At 63.8% G+C, this 14,442-nt stretch carries 13 protein-coding genes; 8 read left to right on the top strand and 5 right to left on the bottom strand.

The window, feature by feature from the left end; all coding sequences use genetic code 11:
- Positions 1-6: 6 nt before the first annotated feature.
- Complete coding sequence (gene mnmC, locus AC3IYG_RS14570; protein WP_489309528.1) at positions 7-1,983, bottom strand: bifunctional tRNA (5-methylaminomethyl-2-thiouridine)(34)-methyltransferase MnmC2/FAD-dependent 5-carboxymethylaminomethyl-2-thiouridine(34) oxidoreductase MnmC1; 1,977 nt, start codon at positions 1,981-1,983, stop codon at positions 7-9.
- Positions 1,984-2,129: 146 nt separating this feature from the next.
- On the opposite strand from mnmC, the gene pap reads away from it, so the two are divergent.
- Both pap and AC3IYG_RS14560 read left to right on the top strand, forming a co-directional pair.
- Entirely contained in the window at positions 2,130-3,617 is a 1,488-nt protein-coding gene (pap, locus tag AC3IYG_RS14565; RefSeq protein ID WP_489309526.1) for a polyphosphate:AMP phosphotransferase, read from the top strand.
- Between the two features lie 106 nt (positions 3,618-3,723).
- The gene (locus AC3IYG_RS14560; protein WP_489309524.1) at positions 3,724-4,908 is read left to right on the top strand and encodes a thiolase family protein; all 1,185 of its coding nucleotides are present in this window, start codon (positions 3,724-3,726) and stop codon (positions 4,906-4,908) included.
- A 68-nt stretch (positions 4,909-4,976) separates the two neighbouring features.
- On the opposite strand, the gene AC3IYG_RS14555 is transcribed toward AC3IYG_RS14560, so the two are convergent.
- Positions 4,977-5,186 (bottom strand): DUF6316 family protein, encoded by a 210-nt coding sequence (locus AC3IYG_RS14555; protein ID WP_489309522.1) that lies wholly within the window; start codon positions 5,184-5,186, stop codon positions 4,977-4,979.
- Positions 5,187-5,481: 295 nt separating this feature from the next.
- Here AC3IYG_RS14555 and AC3IYG_RS14550 point away from each other — a divergent pair, with 295 nt between their 5' ends.
- Positions 5,482-6,441 carry a DMT family transporter gene (locus tag AC3IYG_RS14550; protein ID WP_489309520.1) on the top strand — a complete coding sequence of 320 codons (960 nt, stop codon included), beginning with the start codon at positions 5,482-5,484 and terminating at the stop codon, positions 6,439-6,441.
- Between the two features lie 165 nt (positions 6,442-6,606).
- Here AC3IYG_RS14550 and AC3IYG_RS14545 read toward each other — a convergent pair whose 3' ends face one another.
- The 3 genes from AC3IYG_RS14545 to AC3IYG_RS14535 form a co-directional block, all read right to left on the bottom strand.
- Positions 6,607-7,227, bottom strand: a complete 621-nt coding sequence (locus AC3IYG_RS14545) for an NAD(P)H-dependent oxidoreductase (RefSeq protein WP_489309518.1) — start codon at positions 7,225-7,227, stop codon at positions 6,607-6,609.
- Positions 7,220-8,614 (bottom strand): class II fumarate hydratase, encoded by a 1,395-nt coding sequence (locus AC3IYG_RS14540; RefSeq protein WP_489309516.1) that lies wholly within the window; start codon positions 8,612-8,614, stop codon positions 7,220-7,222. The genes AC3IYG_RS14545 and AC3IYG_RS14540 overlap by 8 nt, the downstream gene beginning before the upstream one ends.
- 93 nt (positions 8,615-8,707) lie before the next feature.
- Complete coding sequence (locus AC3IYG_RS14535; protein WP_489309514.1) at positions 8,708-9,721, bottom strand: DUF2804 domain-containing protein; 1,014 nt, start codon at positions 9,719-9,721, stop codon at positions 8,708-8,710.
- 290 nt (positions 9,722-10,011) lie between these two features.
- Here AC3IYG_RS14535 and AC3IYG_RS14530 point away from each other — a divergent pair, with 290 nt between their 5' ends.
- The 5 genes from AC3IYG_RS14530 to AC3IYG_RS14510 all read left to right on the top strand — a co-directional run bounded on the left by AC3IYG_RS14530 (position 10,012) and on the right by AC3IYG_RS14510 (position 14,406).
- Complete coding sequence (locus AC3IYG_RS14530; protein WP_489309513.1) at positions 10,012-10,533, top strand: DUF2059 domain-containing protein; 522 nt, start codon at positions 10,012-10,014, stop codon at positions 10,531-10,533.
- Positions 10,534-10,545: 12 nt separating this feature from the next.
- Positions 10,546-10,851, top strand: coding sequence for a BolA family protein (locus AC3IYG_RS14525; protein WP_489309511.1), 306 nt, complete (start codon positions 10,546-10,548; stop codon positions 10,849-10,851).
- Positions 10,852-11,053: 202 nt separating this feature from the next.
- Complete coding sequence (gene trhO / locus AC3IYG_RS14520; RefSeq protein ID WP_489309509.1) at positions 11,054-11,992, top strand: oxygen-dependent tRNA uridine(34) hydroxylase TrhO; 939 nt, start codon at positions 11,054-11,056, stop codon at positions 11,990-11,992.
- A gap of 37 nt (positions 11,993-12,029) precedes the next feature.
- A complete protein-coding gene (locus AC3IYG_RS14515; RefSeq protein ID WP_489313919.1) occupies positions 12,030-12,632 on the top strand; it encodes a DsbA family protein in 603 nt (200 codons plus the stop codon).
- On the top strand, positions 12,625-14,406 hold the full coding sequence (locus tag AC3IYG_RS14510) for an ABC transporter ATP-binding protein (protein WP_489309507.1): 1,782 nt from the start codon (positions 12,625-12,627) through the stop codon (positions 14,404-14,406). Before AC3IYG_RS14515 ends, AC3IYG_RS14510 begins: the two co-directional genes overlap by 8 nt.
- Positions 14,407-14,442: the final 36 nt, after the last annotated feature.

Raw genomic sequence — 14,442 nt, 5'->3', positions numbered from 1 at the left:
AGGCGCTCAGGTGTTGCGGATCAGTTTGCGCAGGGCAAAACGATTGGGGTGGCAGGCTTCGGCGACGTCGCGCGGCACGGGCAGCGGTTCGTTATCGATCCAGGCGGCCAGCAGTTCGCCGGACAGCGGCGCAGTGATCAGGCCGCGTGAGCCGTGGCCGCTGTTGACGTACAAACCATCGAACCAGGGGCAGGGCGTGTCCGGTGTTTGCCGGGCATCCTTGGCCAGTACCGCATAGGCCGCGGCAAAGGCTTCGGCATCGGCCAGCGGGCCGACGATGGGCAGGTAGTCCGGGCTGGTGCAGCGGAAGGCGGCGCGCCCGGTCAATTCGGCAGGGGTCAGGTGATCGGCGTGCAGGCGTTGCGCCAGATCTGGCGATATTTCCCGCAGCAATTCGAGGTTGCCGGCATTTTCGGCGGCGTTCGGTGTCAGGTCGTTGCTGTTGAAGTCGAAGCTGGCGCCAAGGGTGTGCTCGCCCAGGCGCGCCGGCGCGATATAACCTTCGGCGCACACTACGCTGTGCAGCGCGGCGCTTTCGCTGGTTGCCGCAAGGCGGGTGATTTGCCCGCGGATGCGTTTCAGCGGCAGCCCGGCGCTCTGCGGGAAGCGCCGGATTTCGGCAGCGCCGGCCAACACCACGATCGCCGCGCTGGCGAGCAACCGTTCGCCGGCCCAGGCTTGCCATTGCTCGCCGGCGCGGCGCAGTTGCAGGGCTTCCTGATGCAGTTGCAAGTGGATGTTCGCGTGCGTGGCCAGCAGGCTACAGAGCGCCGGCGGGTGCACCCAGCCGGCTTCGGGGTAGAACAGGCCACCGGCGGGCAGGCCGATACCGGCACGGGCTTGCGCCTCGGCCTGGCTGAGGGGGTGCAGCAGGTCAGGGGCGAAGGCCTTGGCCAGTTGCGCCTGGCGCGCGCCTTCCTTGGCGTCGAAGGCCAGTTGCAGTACGCCGCAGGCATCCCAGTCGATGCCGCGCTGCAGGCGCTCCAGCAGCCGGCGGGTATGGCCAAAGCCGTTGACGATCAGCCGCGACAGCGTCGTGCCATGGGCTGACAGCTTGAGGTAGAGCACGCCTTGCGGATTGCCGGAGGCTTCTTGCGCCAACTCGGCATGCCGCTCCAGCAGCTGCACCTGCCAGCCACGCGCCGCCAGGCTGGCCGCGCTCGCGCAACCGGCGAGGCCGGCGCCGATCACCAGTGCCGTACGCTCGCCGGGTGCGAAAGCGGGGCGGGCGAACCAGGGTTTGCCGCTGCTGCTCGGTTCACCGCTGAAGCTGCCTTTCAATACTTCCCACTTGTGCCCCAGGCCGGGCACCCGGCGCATGCGGAAACCTACATCGTTCAGCGCCCGGCGCACCTGGCCCATGCTGGTGAAGGTGCCCAGGGTGGTGCCGACGGTGGACAGCCGGGCAAGCTGGGCGAACAGTTCGGGCGTCCACATGTCGGGGTTTTTCGACGGCGCGAAGCCGTCGAGAAACCAGGCGTCGACCTTGGCGTCGAGCTGCGGCAGCAGTTCCAGTACATCGCCGATCAGCAGCGTCAGCACCACCCGCCCTTCGGCGAACAGCAGGCGCTGGAAGCCGGCATGTATCGCGACGTACTGCTTGAGCAGTTCTTCGGCGAATGCCGTCAGCTCGGGCCAGAGCAGCAGCGCGCGCTGCAAATCGGCGCGGCTGAGGGGGTGTTTCTCGACGCTGACGAAATGCAGCTGGGCGCCAGCGGGCGCGGTCTGCTCGAACAACTGCCAGGCGCAGAGAAAATTCAGCCCGGTGCCGAACCCCGTTTCGCCAATCACCAGCCGTCCGTTGTCGGGCAGGGCGGCAAAGCGCGCCGGCAGCTCGTTATTGGCGAGGAACACGTAGCGCGGCTCCGCCAGGCCCGAGCTGTTGGAGAAGTACACGTCGCCATAGGCGCGCGAGCGCGGCTGGCCCTGTTCGTCCCAATCGATCTGGGCGTGGCTGGCTGGCGTGAGGGGGGTGTCGGACATATCGGCTTCTACCGCGGCGAGGCCGGCATTCTAGCCGATCCGCGAGCCGCTCGACCGTCGCGCGCGAATCCATATTCGAGGGTTGCACAAGCGCGGCGGCAATCCGCTAGGCTGAGCGGATCATGTCAGGGAATGGAGCTGCAACTATGTTCGAGTCCGCCGAGATCGGTCATGCCATCGACAAAGACACCTACGACGCCCAGGTGCCCGCCCTGCGCGAGGCGCTGCTGGAGGCGCAGTTCGAGTTGCAGCAGCAGGCGCGCTTCCCGGTGATCGTGCTGATCAATGGCATCGAGGGCGCTGGCAAGGGCGAAACGGTCAAGCTGCTCAATGAATGGATGGACCCACGGCTGATCCAGGTCAGTACCTTCGACCAGCAGACCGACGAGGAGCTGGCTCGGCCAGCGGCGTGGCGCTACTGGCGACAGCTGCCGCCGAAGGGGCGAATGGGGATTTTCTTCGGCAACTGGTACAGCCAGATGCTGCAAGGCCGGGTCCACGGGCACTTCAAGAATGCGGTCCTCGATCAGGCCATCATGGGCGCGGAGAGCCTGGAGCGCATGCTGGTCGATGAGGGCGCGCTGATCTTCAAATTCTGGTTTCACCTCTCGAAGAAGCAGATGAAGGCGCGTCTCAAGACCTTGAAGGACGATCCGATGTACAGCTGGCGCCTCAGCCCGCTGGACTGGCAACAGACCAAAACCTACGACAAGTTCGTCCACTACGGCGAGCGGGTTCTGCGCAGCACCAGCCGCGACTATGCACCCTGGTACGTGGTCGAGGGCTCCAATGAGTATTACCGCAGCCTGACCGTCGGTCGCATTCTGCTCGAAGGGCTGCAGACCGCGTTGCAGGTCAAACGGCGCAAAGAGCTCAATCCGCATGCCGCGCCGCTGAGCGCGAGCCTGGATAACCGCACGCTGCTGGACAGCCTGGACCTCAGCCAGACACTGGAAAAGGATGACTACAACGAGCAGCTGACCTCCGAACAGGCACGCCTGGCCAGGCTGCTGCGTGACAAGCGCATGGCTCGGCATGCCCTGATGGCGGTGTTCGAGGGCAACGATGCCGCCGGCAAGGGTGGCGCCATCCGCCGCGTGGCGGCGGCGCTCGACCCGCGGCAATACCGCATCGTGCCTATCGCCGCACCCACTGAGGAGGAGCGGGCGCAGCCCTACCTGTGGCGCTTCTGGCGGCATGTCCCGGCGCGCGGCAAGTTCACCGTGTTCGATCGTTCCTGGTATGGGCGGGTGCTGGTGGAGCGGGTCGAGGGTTTTTGCAGCACGGCGGATTGGCTGCGGGCTTACGGTGAGATCAATGACTTCGAGGAGCAACTGACCCGTGCGGGTGTGGTGCTGGTCAAGTTCTGGCTGGCGATCGACCAGGAGACGCAGTTGCAGCGCTTCCAGGAGCGCGAGCAGATCCCCTTCAAGCGCTTCAAGATCACTGAAGACGACTGGCGCAACCGGGAAAAGTGGGGGCTCTACCGCGATGCGGTGGAAGACATGGTCGACCGCAGCAGCAGCGAGATCGCGCCCTGGACGCTGGTGGAGGCCAACGACAAGCGCTTCGCCCGGGTCAAGGTACTGCGCACGATCAACGATGCCCTGGAAGCGGCGTTCGCCCGTGATTGATGGCGGCGGGGATGGCTGCGCATACGCAAGGTGAATGATTGTCGCGCGCAGGTTGCGGCGGTTTTATTCTGGACTTAACCCCCAATGAACAACAACGAGGTGCGTCATGCGTGAAGTGGTGATAGTCGACAGCGTCCGGACCGGACTGGCCAAGTCTTACCGTGGCAAGTTCAACCTGACCCGGCCAGACGATATGGCGGCTCATTGCGTCAATGCACTGCTGGCGCGCAATAACATCGACCCGGCTTCGGTCGAGGACTGCATCGTCGGCGCCGGCTCCAACGAAGGCGCGCAGGGCTTCAACATCGGCCGTAACGTTGCGGTGTTGTCGGGCCTGGGCACCCAGGTTGCCGGGATGACGCTGAACCGCTTCTGCTCGTCGGGCCTGCAGGCGATTGCGATTGCCGCCAACCAGATCGCTTCCGGTTGCAGCGACATCATCGTCGCCGGTGGCGTCGAGTCGATCACCATGACGATGAAAAGCGTCAACACCGACAACCTGATCAACCCGCTGCTGAAACAGAACGTGCCGGGCATCTATTTTCCGATGGGGCAGACCGCTGAAATCGTCGCGCGCCGTTACAACGTGACCCGTGAGCAGCAGGACGCCTACGCCCTGCAGAGCCAGCAGCGCACCGCGCGGGCGCAGGCCGAAGGTCTGTTCGACGATGAAATCGTCCCGATGGCGGTGAAGTACCAGGTGGAAGACAAAACCACCGGCGAGAAGAGCATCCTCGATGGCGTGGTCGATCGCGACGATTGCAACCGTGCCGATACCACATTGGCCAGCCTGACGGCGTTGAAGCCGGTGTTCGCCGAAGACGGTTCGGTAACGGCTGGCAACGCTTCGCAGCTGTCCGACGGTGCCTCCATGACCCTGGTGATGAGCCTGGAAAAAGCCCTCGAGTTGGGCCTCAAGCCATTGGCTTATTTCCGTGGTTTCACCGTTGCCGGTTGCGAGCCGGACGAGATGGGCATCGGCCCGGTGTACTCGGTGCCGAAGCTGCTCAAGGCCCGCGGCCTGAGCGTTGCCGATATCGACCTGTGGGAACTGAACGAAGCCTTCGCGTCCCAGTGCCTCTATGCGCGCGACTTCCTGGAAATCGACAACGATAAATACAACGTCAACGGCGGCTCCATTTCCATCGGTCACCCGTTCGGCATGACCGGCTCGCGCCAGGTCGGCCATCTGGTGCGCGAGTTGCAGCGGCGCAAGTTGCGCTATGGCATCGTCACCATGTGCGTGGGTGGCGGCATGGGCGCTACCGGTCTGTTCGAGGCCGTGCGTTAAGCCCGCGTCAGCGTTTCAACCATAAAAAACCGCGCCTTGGCGCGGTTTTTTATGGGCGATCCAGCGCGCTAGAAAGCTCGGCTTTCGATGATTCCATCGCCCTGTATTTGCCGCCGGACATACATGGCGATCTCACGCTCGGCATCGACCCGGGTGAAGTAAGGGCCTTCCAGCGTGCCTTCACGAGTCGAAAAGAAATACTGGCCGTTGACCGCGCTGACTCGCTCGCTGCGGTAGTGGGTGGCTGCTGCCGGATCTAGGGTGCGTTGACCGAACATAAGGATAACTCCCGAAACGAGCTGACTCTCATTCAGTTTAATCGGCGCTGGGGCAGTTGTTGGTGTTCGCGACAAATGGTCGGGTTCTGGCGCTGATATCGATGCATTTCGCTGGTTTTTCTATATTTTGGCGTCAAGCTTGTGACGTCTGTGCGCGCTGCCGACGGTACAGTTGCCGAGTGCAACCCGGTTTAACTGTTCCTGTGCGGGTTCGCGCTCGCCGCCTAGAATGGTTCTTTGCGACGGCTACCCGGTTTTCCCCCGGTTTGGCGGTCGTTACGCATTCGAGGCTGCCATGCACATCTCTTCCGGCCGCTGGCTTTACGCCCTGCTGCTCGCCCTGACCACCGCGGTGCTCTGGGGCATCCTGCCGATCAAACTGAAAGAAGTGCTGCAGGTGATGGACCCCATCACCGTCACCTGGTATCGCCTGTTGGTCGCCGGTTCAATTCTGCTGGCTTATCTCGCCGCGGCGAAACGTCTGCCGAGTTTCCGCCTGCTGGGCAAAAGCGGCCTGTGGTTGCTGGCGCTGGCCATTGTCGGCCTGACCGGCAACTACGTGCTCTACCTGATCGGGCTGAAGCTGCTGAGCCCTGGCACCACGCAGCTGGTGATCCAGATGGCGCCGATCCTGTTCCTGATCAGTAGCCTGTTCATTTTTCGCGAGCGTTTCAGTATTGGCCAGGGCATCGGTCTGGCGGTGCTGTTGCTGGGTTTCGGCTTGTTCTTCAACCAGCGTTTGCATGAGTTGCTGTCTTCGCTCACGGCCTACACCACTGGTGTATTGATCGTACTGCTGGCGGCTTTTGTCTGGACCTTCTACGGCTTGGCGCAGAAGCAATTGCTGACGGTGTGGAATTCGGTGCAGGTGATGATGGTGATCTACCTGGCGTGCGCGGTATTGCTCACGCCCTGGGTGCAGCCGTTGCAACTGCTGGCATTGAGCCCTCTGCAAGGCTGGTTGCTGCTGGCCTGTTGCCTGAACACGCTGGTGGCCTATGGCGCTTTCGCCGAGGCCCTGGCGCATTGGGAGGCCTCACGGGTCAGCGCGACACTGGCGATCACGCCGTTGGTGACCTTTGCCTCGGTGGCACTGGCCGCCAGCGTGTGGCCCGATCATGTGCATCCCGAGCAGATCAACTGGATCGCCTATGTCGGCGCCTTGCTGGTGGTGCTGGGTTCGGCATTGACCGCCCTCGGGCCTTCGGTGCTTGCCAGCTGGCGGGCCCGGCGGGCGCGGGCGGCGATGCTGTAATTCGGTGGCTGGCAGGTTGGGTCGAGGCGCGTAGCGGCGAAGCCCAGCAGGCGGTATCCGCCTGTATGCCGACACCGGATCGTACGGCGTGGAATGCCCAGGGGCGCGGCATTTCGCGAATCGTTGGGCTGCGTTCTTCAGCCCAACCGTCGGCCAGCCGCTGAATTACGCCCCGATCCCCAACTGTTCCGCGCGCCGCAGCCAGCCCTGCCGTTGTTCTTCGGACGACAGGCGGATCGAAGCGAACTCGGTCAGGCGGCGGGTTTTCACCCCGCAGGTGCCGAGGAGGGTGCGAACCATCTGCCGGTGCGCCGGGGCGCCGTAAATCCAGCGGAAATACCAGGGCGGCGTGTCGAGGGTCACCAGCAGGTCGGCGCTGCGGCCGCTGAGCAGCTTTTCATGGATGTGCGAACGCTCGCGATATTTGAAGGCGAAGCCGGGCAGGAACACCCGGTCGAAGAAGCCTTGCAGCAGTGCCGGCAGGCCGCCCCACCAGACCGGATAAACGAATACCAGGTGTTCGGCCCAGTGGATTTGCCGTTGGGCTTCCAGCAGGTCGGGTTCCAGGTTCTGGTTCTGGTCATAGCCGCCGCGCAACACCGGGTCGAACTCCAGTTCGCCGAGCTTCAACTGACGCACCACATGGCCTTCGCTGCGCGCGCCTTGGGCGTATGCCTCGCCGAGGGCATGGCAAAGGCTGCTGCTTTTCGGGGTGCCGAGAATCATTAGAATCCGCTTGCCGTCGCCCTCCAGCGGGGTGGCGCCACTTTTTGTCGTTTCAACCATGGTGGCCGGTCTCCAGCATCGCTTCGGGACGCACCCAGGCGTCGAATTCTTCGGCACTGACGTAACCCAGGGCCAGTGCGGCTTCACGCAGGGTCATGCCCTCGCTGTAGGCTTTCTTGGCAATCTGCGCGGCCTTGTCGTAGCCGATATGTGGGTTCAGCGCGGTCACCAGCATCAAGCCGCGTTCCAGGTGCGCGGCCATTTGGCTGGCGTCCGGCTCCATGCCGGCGATGCAGTGCCGCTGGAAGTTGCGACAGCCATCGGCCAGCAGGCGGATCGATTGCAGCAGGTTGTGGATGATCACCGGTTTGAACACATTCAACTGCAGGTGGCCCTGGCTGGCGGCCATGCCGATGGTGACGTCGTTGCCGAGCACCTGGCAGGCGAGCATCGACAGGGCTTCGCATTGGGTTGGATTGACCTTGCCGGGCATGATCGAACTGCCCGGTTCGTTGGCCGGCAATTTGACCTCGGCGAACCCGGCGCGCGGGCCCGAGCCGAGCAGGCGCAGGTCGTTGGCCATCTTCATCAAGGCCACGGCCAGGGTCTTCAGCGCGCCGGACAGGGTCACCAGCGGTTCGTGGCCGGCCAGGGCGGCGAATTTATTCGGTGCGGACACCAGTGGCAGACCGGACAGGGCGGTCAACTCGGCAGCGATCGCTTCGGCAAAGCCCTTCGGGGCATTCAAGCCGGTGCCCACCGCCGTGCCGCCCTGGGCCAGTTCGCAGACCGCTGGCAACGCGGCGCGCAGGGCTCGGTCGGCGTAATCGAGCTGGGCGACAAAGGCCGACAGCTCCTGGCCGAAGGTGATTGGCGTGGCGTCCATCAGGTGTGTGCGCCCGGTCTTGACCAGCGCCGCATGCCGCGCCGACTGTTCGGCCAGGCCGCCAGAGAGTTCGGCGAGCGCCGGCAGCAGGTCGTGTTGCACGGCGTGCACGGTGGCGATGTGCATGGCGGTGGGGAAGCTGTCGTTGGAGCTTTGCGCGCGGTTGACGTGATCGTTCGGGTGCACCGGCGATTTGCCGCCACGGCCCTGGCCCGCCAGTTCATTGGCGCGGCCGGCGATCACTTCGTTGACGTTCATGTTGCTTTGCGTGCCGCTGCCGGTCTGCCAGACCACCAGGGGGAACTGCTGGTCGTGCTGGCCGGCCAGCACTTCGTCGGCGGCTTGTTCGATCAGGCGGGCGATATCCGGCGGCAGCTCGCCAATGCGGTCGTTCACCCGTGCGGCGGCTTTCTTGATCAGGGCCAGGGCGTGCAGCACGGCCAGCGGCATGCGCTCCTGGCCGATGGCGAAGTTGATCAATGAGCGCTGGGTTTGCGCACCCCAGTAAGCGTCTTCGGGGACGTCGATAGGACCGATGCTGTCGGTTTCGATGCGGCTCATGGATCTTCTCCAGGTACTGTTCCGCAAGTTTAGGCGCTTAAGCCAACCTCTGGTTCCATGGCCGCCGGATTTAAATCTGCGCCGCGCCCGTGCTTACCAGCGCGCGCGGGTGGTGCCAAGCCAGCCCAGGGCACCATCGACCGGCACGCGCTCGCCGCCGGGGCCACGCAGTACGCCGTCGAAACGGCCGAACCACTGGCGGGTGTCGGCGTAGAACGGACCGAGTTTCGGGCAGGCTTGATGATGCTGGCGCGGGGTGAAGGTCAGGGCCACGCGGTCATCGCTGCTGCTCAAACGCCAGGGTGCCATGGGGTTTTGCGGCGCCTGTTCGATAACGATCGGAGCGTCCAGGTGCAGCAGTTCGCCGCCGAACCACAGGGCGTTTTCGGACAGGCCGCTGTCATCGGTCCAGCCGGCGCCGAAGTTCCCGGCGATGCCGCCGGGGGCGGCGAAGGCGGCGCGGGTCCAATGGCTGTGCATGGGCCACACCCCACGGCCAAAATCCAATGCGGCGAAGCTGTGCCCGGGTTCGCAGTTGTATTGCTTGCTGCCCAGCTGCACGCTGCCACTGGTTGGCAGGCCCAATTGCCGGCAGGTGGCGTGGAATCCCTGGCCGGCGAAGGGCACCACCAGGTTGACCGATTCGAGGTGCGCCGGGCGCTGAATATCCAGCGCGACATTCAAGGGCTGGCCGCCGATATCCGGCACGGCGACTGTCAGACGCAGGCGCCCGGGGTGTTCATCGGCCTTCAGTTGCAAGTGTGGGTGATTGAAGCTGTGGCTTTCCAGTGGCATATCCGGCAACCGGCAGCCGCGGGCGAAGGCCCGTAGCTGGGTATGCGCGACGGCGTGGCCGGTTTCCAGGTCGAGGAAATAGGCGGCGCCGTAGCCCAGGTAGTCGAGGTCGGCCAGGGTCAGCGAGAGCATCCAGCGCGGCGTGGTGATGCACCAGTGGTTCCAGCGCTTACGTCGCCCATGGTTGCCGGGCAGGGCGCAGTTCACCTGCGGTCGGGGCGACCAGCCAATGGCTGCTGGGGCGAGCTGGCCCTGGGCATCGCAGAGCGGTTGCCAGGGTGCTGAGGCGAATTCGGAAGTGAGGCTGTTCATCGGGCACGTCCATGTGTGCGGAGTTCAGGTGCGCAAGCGCTGGAGGGCTCTGGGTGCCTCAGCGAACAGCGTAGCTGCCGTTTGTATGGCGTGCAGCATGCCCACCACCCTAAAGGATGGGCAAGTACTGGCACTTTGGCAATGGATCAACGGTGCTGTTGTGCCATAGAGTCTGTGTGATCCTGTACACAAACGCCCTCGCTTGAGCCGAGAGTGAGCTTGAGCGCAGAATGCCCAGCCCCGGGGTTCGCCCTGATCGTTAGCGCTTCCCGAATAGACAAGGAATTTCAATGACCCCGATTCGTACCCTTTGCACTGCCGTGCTGTTTGCCTGCGCCAGCGGCCAGGTGTTTGCCGATGCCGCCAGCCATGCAGCCGATGCCGAGCGCTTCCTCAAACTGGCCCACGCCGACAAACTGGCCGTGCCGGTGTTTGCCCAGGTGCAGCAGATGTTTGCCCAGCGTTTCGCCCAGGCGCAGGCTCCGGACACTAAGAAAGCACTGCTCGAAAGCTACCAGGCCAAGGCCAATGCCTCGCTGAACAAGGCGGTCGGCTGGGATAAACTCAAGCCGGACATGGTCAAGCTCTACACCAGCAGCTTCAGCGAACAGGAGCTGAAGGACCTGATCGCCTTCTACCAATCGCCGCTGGGCAAGAAAGTGCTGGAAACCATGCCGGGCCTGACCGCAAAGTCGGCTCAATTGACCCAGGCCAAGCTGGAAACTGCCGTACCGGAAGTGAACAAGCTGCTGGCCGACATGACCGCCGAACTGCAACCGGCGCCAGCCAAGCCTGACGCGAAGAAGCCTTAAGCGGAGTGTGGCATGAACATGCGTGAACGAATTCAGTCAGCGCTCGCCGCGCTGGAGCCGCAGCACCTCGAAGTGTTGGATGAAAGCCATATGCACAGTCGTGGGCTGGAAACGCACTTCAAGGCCGTGGTGGTCAGCCCGTTGTTCGCCGAGCTGAATGCGGTCAAGCGACACCAGAAGGTCTATGCCAGCCTGGGTGACCTGATGGGGCAGATGCATGCCCTGGCGCTGCATACCTACACCCCGCAAGAGTGGGCGCAGTTGGGCCATGCGCTTGATTCGCCGACCTGCCTGGGCGGCAGTAAGCACGATCACTAGGGGCTCCGCAGGCGTCTGATTCTGCGCCGCTTGGTCGCAGGCTCGGCGGCCTGGCTTTCTGGTAAACTTCGCCTCGCGCCGGCCCTGCCGGCGTAGTCGTTTAAAGCGTTAACGTTTCCACGAGCCTGTTGACGCTCTCGCGAGCAGGCTATCAAAACCCGGTCCGTCCTTTACGTGGACGACCACCAGGAGTAACCCCCGCATGACTCAGACTATCGTCGTGGCGGCGCTGTACAAGTTCGTCACTCTGAAGGACTACGTTGCACTGCGCGAGCCCCTGCTGCAAAGCCTGCTGGATAACGGCATCAAAGGCACCTTGCTGATCGCCGAAGAAGGTATCAACGGCACCGTGTCCGGCACCCGTGAGGGTATCGACGGCCTGCTGGCCTGGCTGAAACAAGACCCGCGGTTCGTCGATATCGACCACAAGGAGTCGTACTGCGACGAGCAGCCGTTCTACCGCACCAAGGTCAAGCTGAAGAAGGAAATCGTTACCCTCGGTGTACCGGGCGTCGACCCGAACCAGCAGGTCGGCACCTATGTCGAGCCGCAGGATTGGAACGCCTTGATCGCCGACCCTGAGGTGCTGCTGATCGATACCCGCAACGATTACGAAGTGGCGATTGGCACCTTCGAGCGTGCCATCGACCCGCAGACCAAGAGCTTTCGTGACTTTCCCGACTACATAAAAGCCAACTTCGATCCGAGCAAACACAAAAAGGTCGCGATGTTCTGCACCGGCGGTATCCGTTGCGAGAAGGCTTCCAGCTATATGCTCGGCGAGGGCTTCGATGAGGTCTATCACCTCAAGGGCGGGATCCTCAAGTACCTGGAAGAAGTGCCGCAGGACGAGACGCTGTGGCGCGGCGACTGCTTCGTCTTCGATAATCGCGTGACCGTGCGCCACGACCTCAGCGAAGGCGAGTACGACCAGTGCCACGCCTGCCGCATCCCGATTTCGGTGGCCGACCGCGAGTCGCCCCATTTCGTTCTGGGCATCAGTTGCCCGCACTGCTGGGACTCGCTGAGCGAGAGAACCCGCAACAGTGCCCGTGAGCGGCAGAAGCAGATCGAACTGGCCAAAGCGCGCAATCAACCGCACCCTTTGGGCTACAACCCTCGACTTTCAGCAGAGTCCTGATCCCATGCCTGCGCGCCTGCTCTATGTGATGGACCCCATGTGCTCCTGGTGCTGGGGCTTTGCGCCGGTGTTCGAGGCGCTTGCCGCCCAGGCGCAGGCCGCGGGTGTGCCCTTGCACCTGGTGGCCGGCGGTTTGCGTACCGGCAGTGGCGCGGCGCTGGAGCCGACCACCCAGCGCTATATCCTCGAGCATTGGCAGGCGGTCGCGCAGGCCACCGGGCAGCCGTTCAAGTTCGATGGCGCCTTGCCGGAAGGTTTCGTCTACGACACCGAGCCGGCCTGCCGGGCTCTGGTTGCCGCGCGTGCCCTCGAACCGGCCAGCGTCTGGCCGCTGGTCAAGCGCATTCAGCAGGCGTTCTACGCTGAAGGTCGCGACGTGACGCAGGCCAGTGTGCTGGTCGAGTTGGCGGAAGCGGCCGGCTTGCCGCGCATCGAGTTCGCGGCGGCCTTCGACAGCGCCGAGCAGCACGCGGCCACCGCCGCCGATTTCACCTGGGTGCAGGACCTGGGCATCGCCGGGTTCCCCACCGTACTGGCCGAGCGCAATGGCCAACTGGCCTTGTTGACCAATGGCTACCAGCCGCTCAGCGAGCTGGCTCCGCTCCTGGCGCGTTGGCTTGCGCGGGGCGCGCATGCTTGATCGCCTGAGCTGGGCGGAGATACGCCGGCTGGCCCTGCGCCACAAGAAAGCCTTGCTGATCGCCAATGGCGTGGCGGTGCTGGCGACTATCTGCAGTGTGCCGATTCCGCTGTTGCTGCCGTTGCTGGTCGACGAAGTGCTGCTCAAGCAGGGCGACGCGGCGCTCAAGATCATGGATCGCTTCCTGCCTGGCAGTTGGCAGACCGCCGTTGGCTACATCGGCCTGATGGTGCTGCTGACCTTGCTGTTGCGCAGCTCGGCGCTGGTCTTCAACGTGGTGCAGGCGCGCCTGTTCGCCCGGCTGTCGAAGGACATCGTCTACCGTATCCGCATCCGCCTGATCGAGCGGCTCAAGCGCATTTCCCTCGGCGAATACGAAAGCCTCGGCGGTGGTACGGTGACCACCCACCTGGTCACCGATCTCGACACCCTGGACAAGTTCGTCGGCGAAACCCTCAGCCGTTTCCTGGTCGCCATGCTGACCCTGATCGGCACCGCCGGCATCCTGATGTGGATGCACTGGCAACTGGCGCTGCTGATCCTGCTGTTCAATCCTCTGGTGATCTACGCTACGGTGCAGTTGGGCAAACGCGTCAAACACCTGAAAAAGCTCGAGAACGACAGCACCTCGCGTTTCACCCAGGCGCTGACCGAAACCTTGGAGGCGATTCAGGAAATCCGTGCCGGCAACCGCCAGGGTTTCTTCCTCGGGCGCCTTGGTGTGCGTGCGCAAGAGGTACGCAACTATGCGGTGGCCTCGCAGTGGAAGACCGATGCTTCCAGTCGCGCCAGCGGTCTGTTGTTCCAGTTCGGCATCGACCTTTTCCGTGCGGCGGCGATGCTCACCGTGCTGTTCTCCGACCTGTCGATCGGCCAGATGCTCGCGGTGTTCAGCTACCTGTGGTTCATGATCGGCCCGGTCGAACAACTGCTGAACCTGCAATATGCCTTCTACGCCGCCGGTGGTGCGCTGACGCGGATCAACGAGCTGCTCGCGCGGGCCGATGAGCCGCAATACCCGGGTGGCGTCGATCCCTTCAGTGGGCGCGACACGCTTGGCATCGAGGTGCGCGGCCTGAGCTTCGGCTATAACGAGGAGCAGGTGCTGGACGGCTTGAACCTGACCATCGCCGCCGGCGAGAAGGTCGCCATCGTGGGCGCCAGCGGCGGCGGCAAGAGTACCCTGGTACAACTGCTGTTGGGGCTGTACACGGCCCAGGCCGGCAGCATCCGCTATGGCGGTGCGAGCCTGGAGGAGATCGGCCTGGCGACGGTGCGCGAGCATGTCGCGGTGGTGCTGCAGCATCCCGCGCTGTTCAACGACAGCGTGCGCGCCAACCTGACCATGGGCCGCGAACGCAGTGATGAAGCTTGCTGGCGGGCCCTGGAAATCGCGCAGTTGGCGCCTACCATTCGCGCCTTGCCGCAAGGTCTGGAAAGCATCGTCGGGCGTTCCGGCGTGCGCCTTTCCGGCGGTCAGCGGCAACGCCTGGCCATTGCCCGGATGGTGCTGGCCGAACCGAAAGTGGTGATCCTCGACGAAGCCACGTCGGCCCTCGATGCCGCCACCGAGTACGCTTTACACCAGGCCTTGGGGCAGTTCCTCAAGGGCCGCACCACCTTGATCATCGCCCACCGCCTGTCAGCGGTTAAGCAGGCGGATCGGGTGCTGGTGTTCGATGGGGGGCGCATCGCCGAGGATGGCGACCATCAGCAGTTGATCGCCGAGGGTGGGTTGTACGCGAAGTTGTATGGGCATTTGCAACAGAGCTAGCGCAGTCCAGCCTTAATGCCATTCACTTAAGGTCTG

It is taken from the genome of Pseudomonas sp. KH_027 (assembly GCF_057838565.1).
This window is presented reverse-complemented; position numbering and strand designations above follow the sequence as displayed.

Coding starts and splice junctions, on each gene's coding strand:
- AC3IYG_RS14545 (WP_489309518.1), bottom strand. CDS start 7,227: ATGGTTGAAACGACAAAAAGTGGCGCCACCCCGCTGGAGGGCGACGGC.
- AC3IYG_RS14535 (WP_489309514.1), bottom strand. CDS start 9,721: ATGAACAGCCTCACTTCCGAATTCGCCTCAGCACCCTGGCAACCGCTC.
- trhO (WP_489309509.1), top strand. CDS start 11,054: ATGACTCAGACTATCGTCGTGGCGGCGCTGTACAAGTTCGTCACTCTG.
- AC3IYG_RS14530 (WP_489309513.1), top strand. CDS start 10,012: ATGACCCCGATTCGTACCCTTTGCACTGCCGTGCTGTTTGCCTGCGCC.
- AC3IYG_RS14515 (WP_489313919.1), top strand. CDS start 12,030: ATGTGCTCCTGGTGCTGGGGCTTTGCGCCGGTGTTCGAGGCGCTTGCC.
- mnmC (WP_489309528.1), bottom strand. CDS start 1,983: ATGTCCGACACCCCCCTCACGCCAGCCAGCCACGCCCAGATCGATTGG.
- AC3IYG_RS14550 (WP_489309520.1), top strand. CDS start 5,482: ATGCACATCTCTTCCGGCCGCTGGCTTTACGCCCTGCTGCTCGCCCTG.
- AC3IYG_RS14560 (WP_489309524.1), top strand. CDS start 3,724: ATGCGTGAAGTGGTGATAGTCGACAGCGTCCGGACCGGACTGGCCAAG.
- AC3IYG_RS14555 (WP_489309522.1), bottom strand. CDS start 5,186: ATGTTCGGTCAACGCACCCTAGATCCGGCAGCAGCCACCCACTACCGC.
- pap (WP_489309526.1), top strand. CDS start 2,130: ATGTTCGAGTCCGCCGAGATCGGTCATGCCATCGACAAAGACACCTAC.
- AC3IYG_RS14510 (WP_489309507.1), top strand. CDS start 12,625: ATGCTTGATCGCCTGAGCTGGGCGGAGATACGCCGGCTGGCCCTGCGC.
- AC3IYG_RS14525 (WP_489309511.1), top strand. CDS start 10,546: ATGAACATGCGTGAACGAATTCAGTCAGCGCTCGCCGCGCTGGAGCCG.
- AC3IYG_RS14540 (WP_489309516.1), bottom strand. CDS start 8,614: ATGAGCCGCATCGAAACCGACAGCATCGGTCCTATCGACGTCCCCGAA.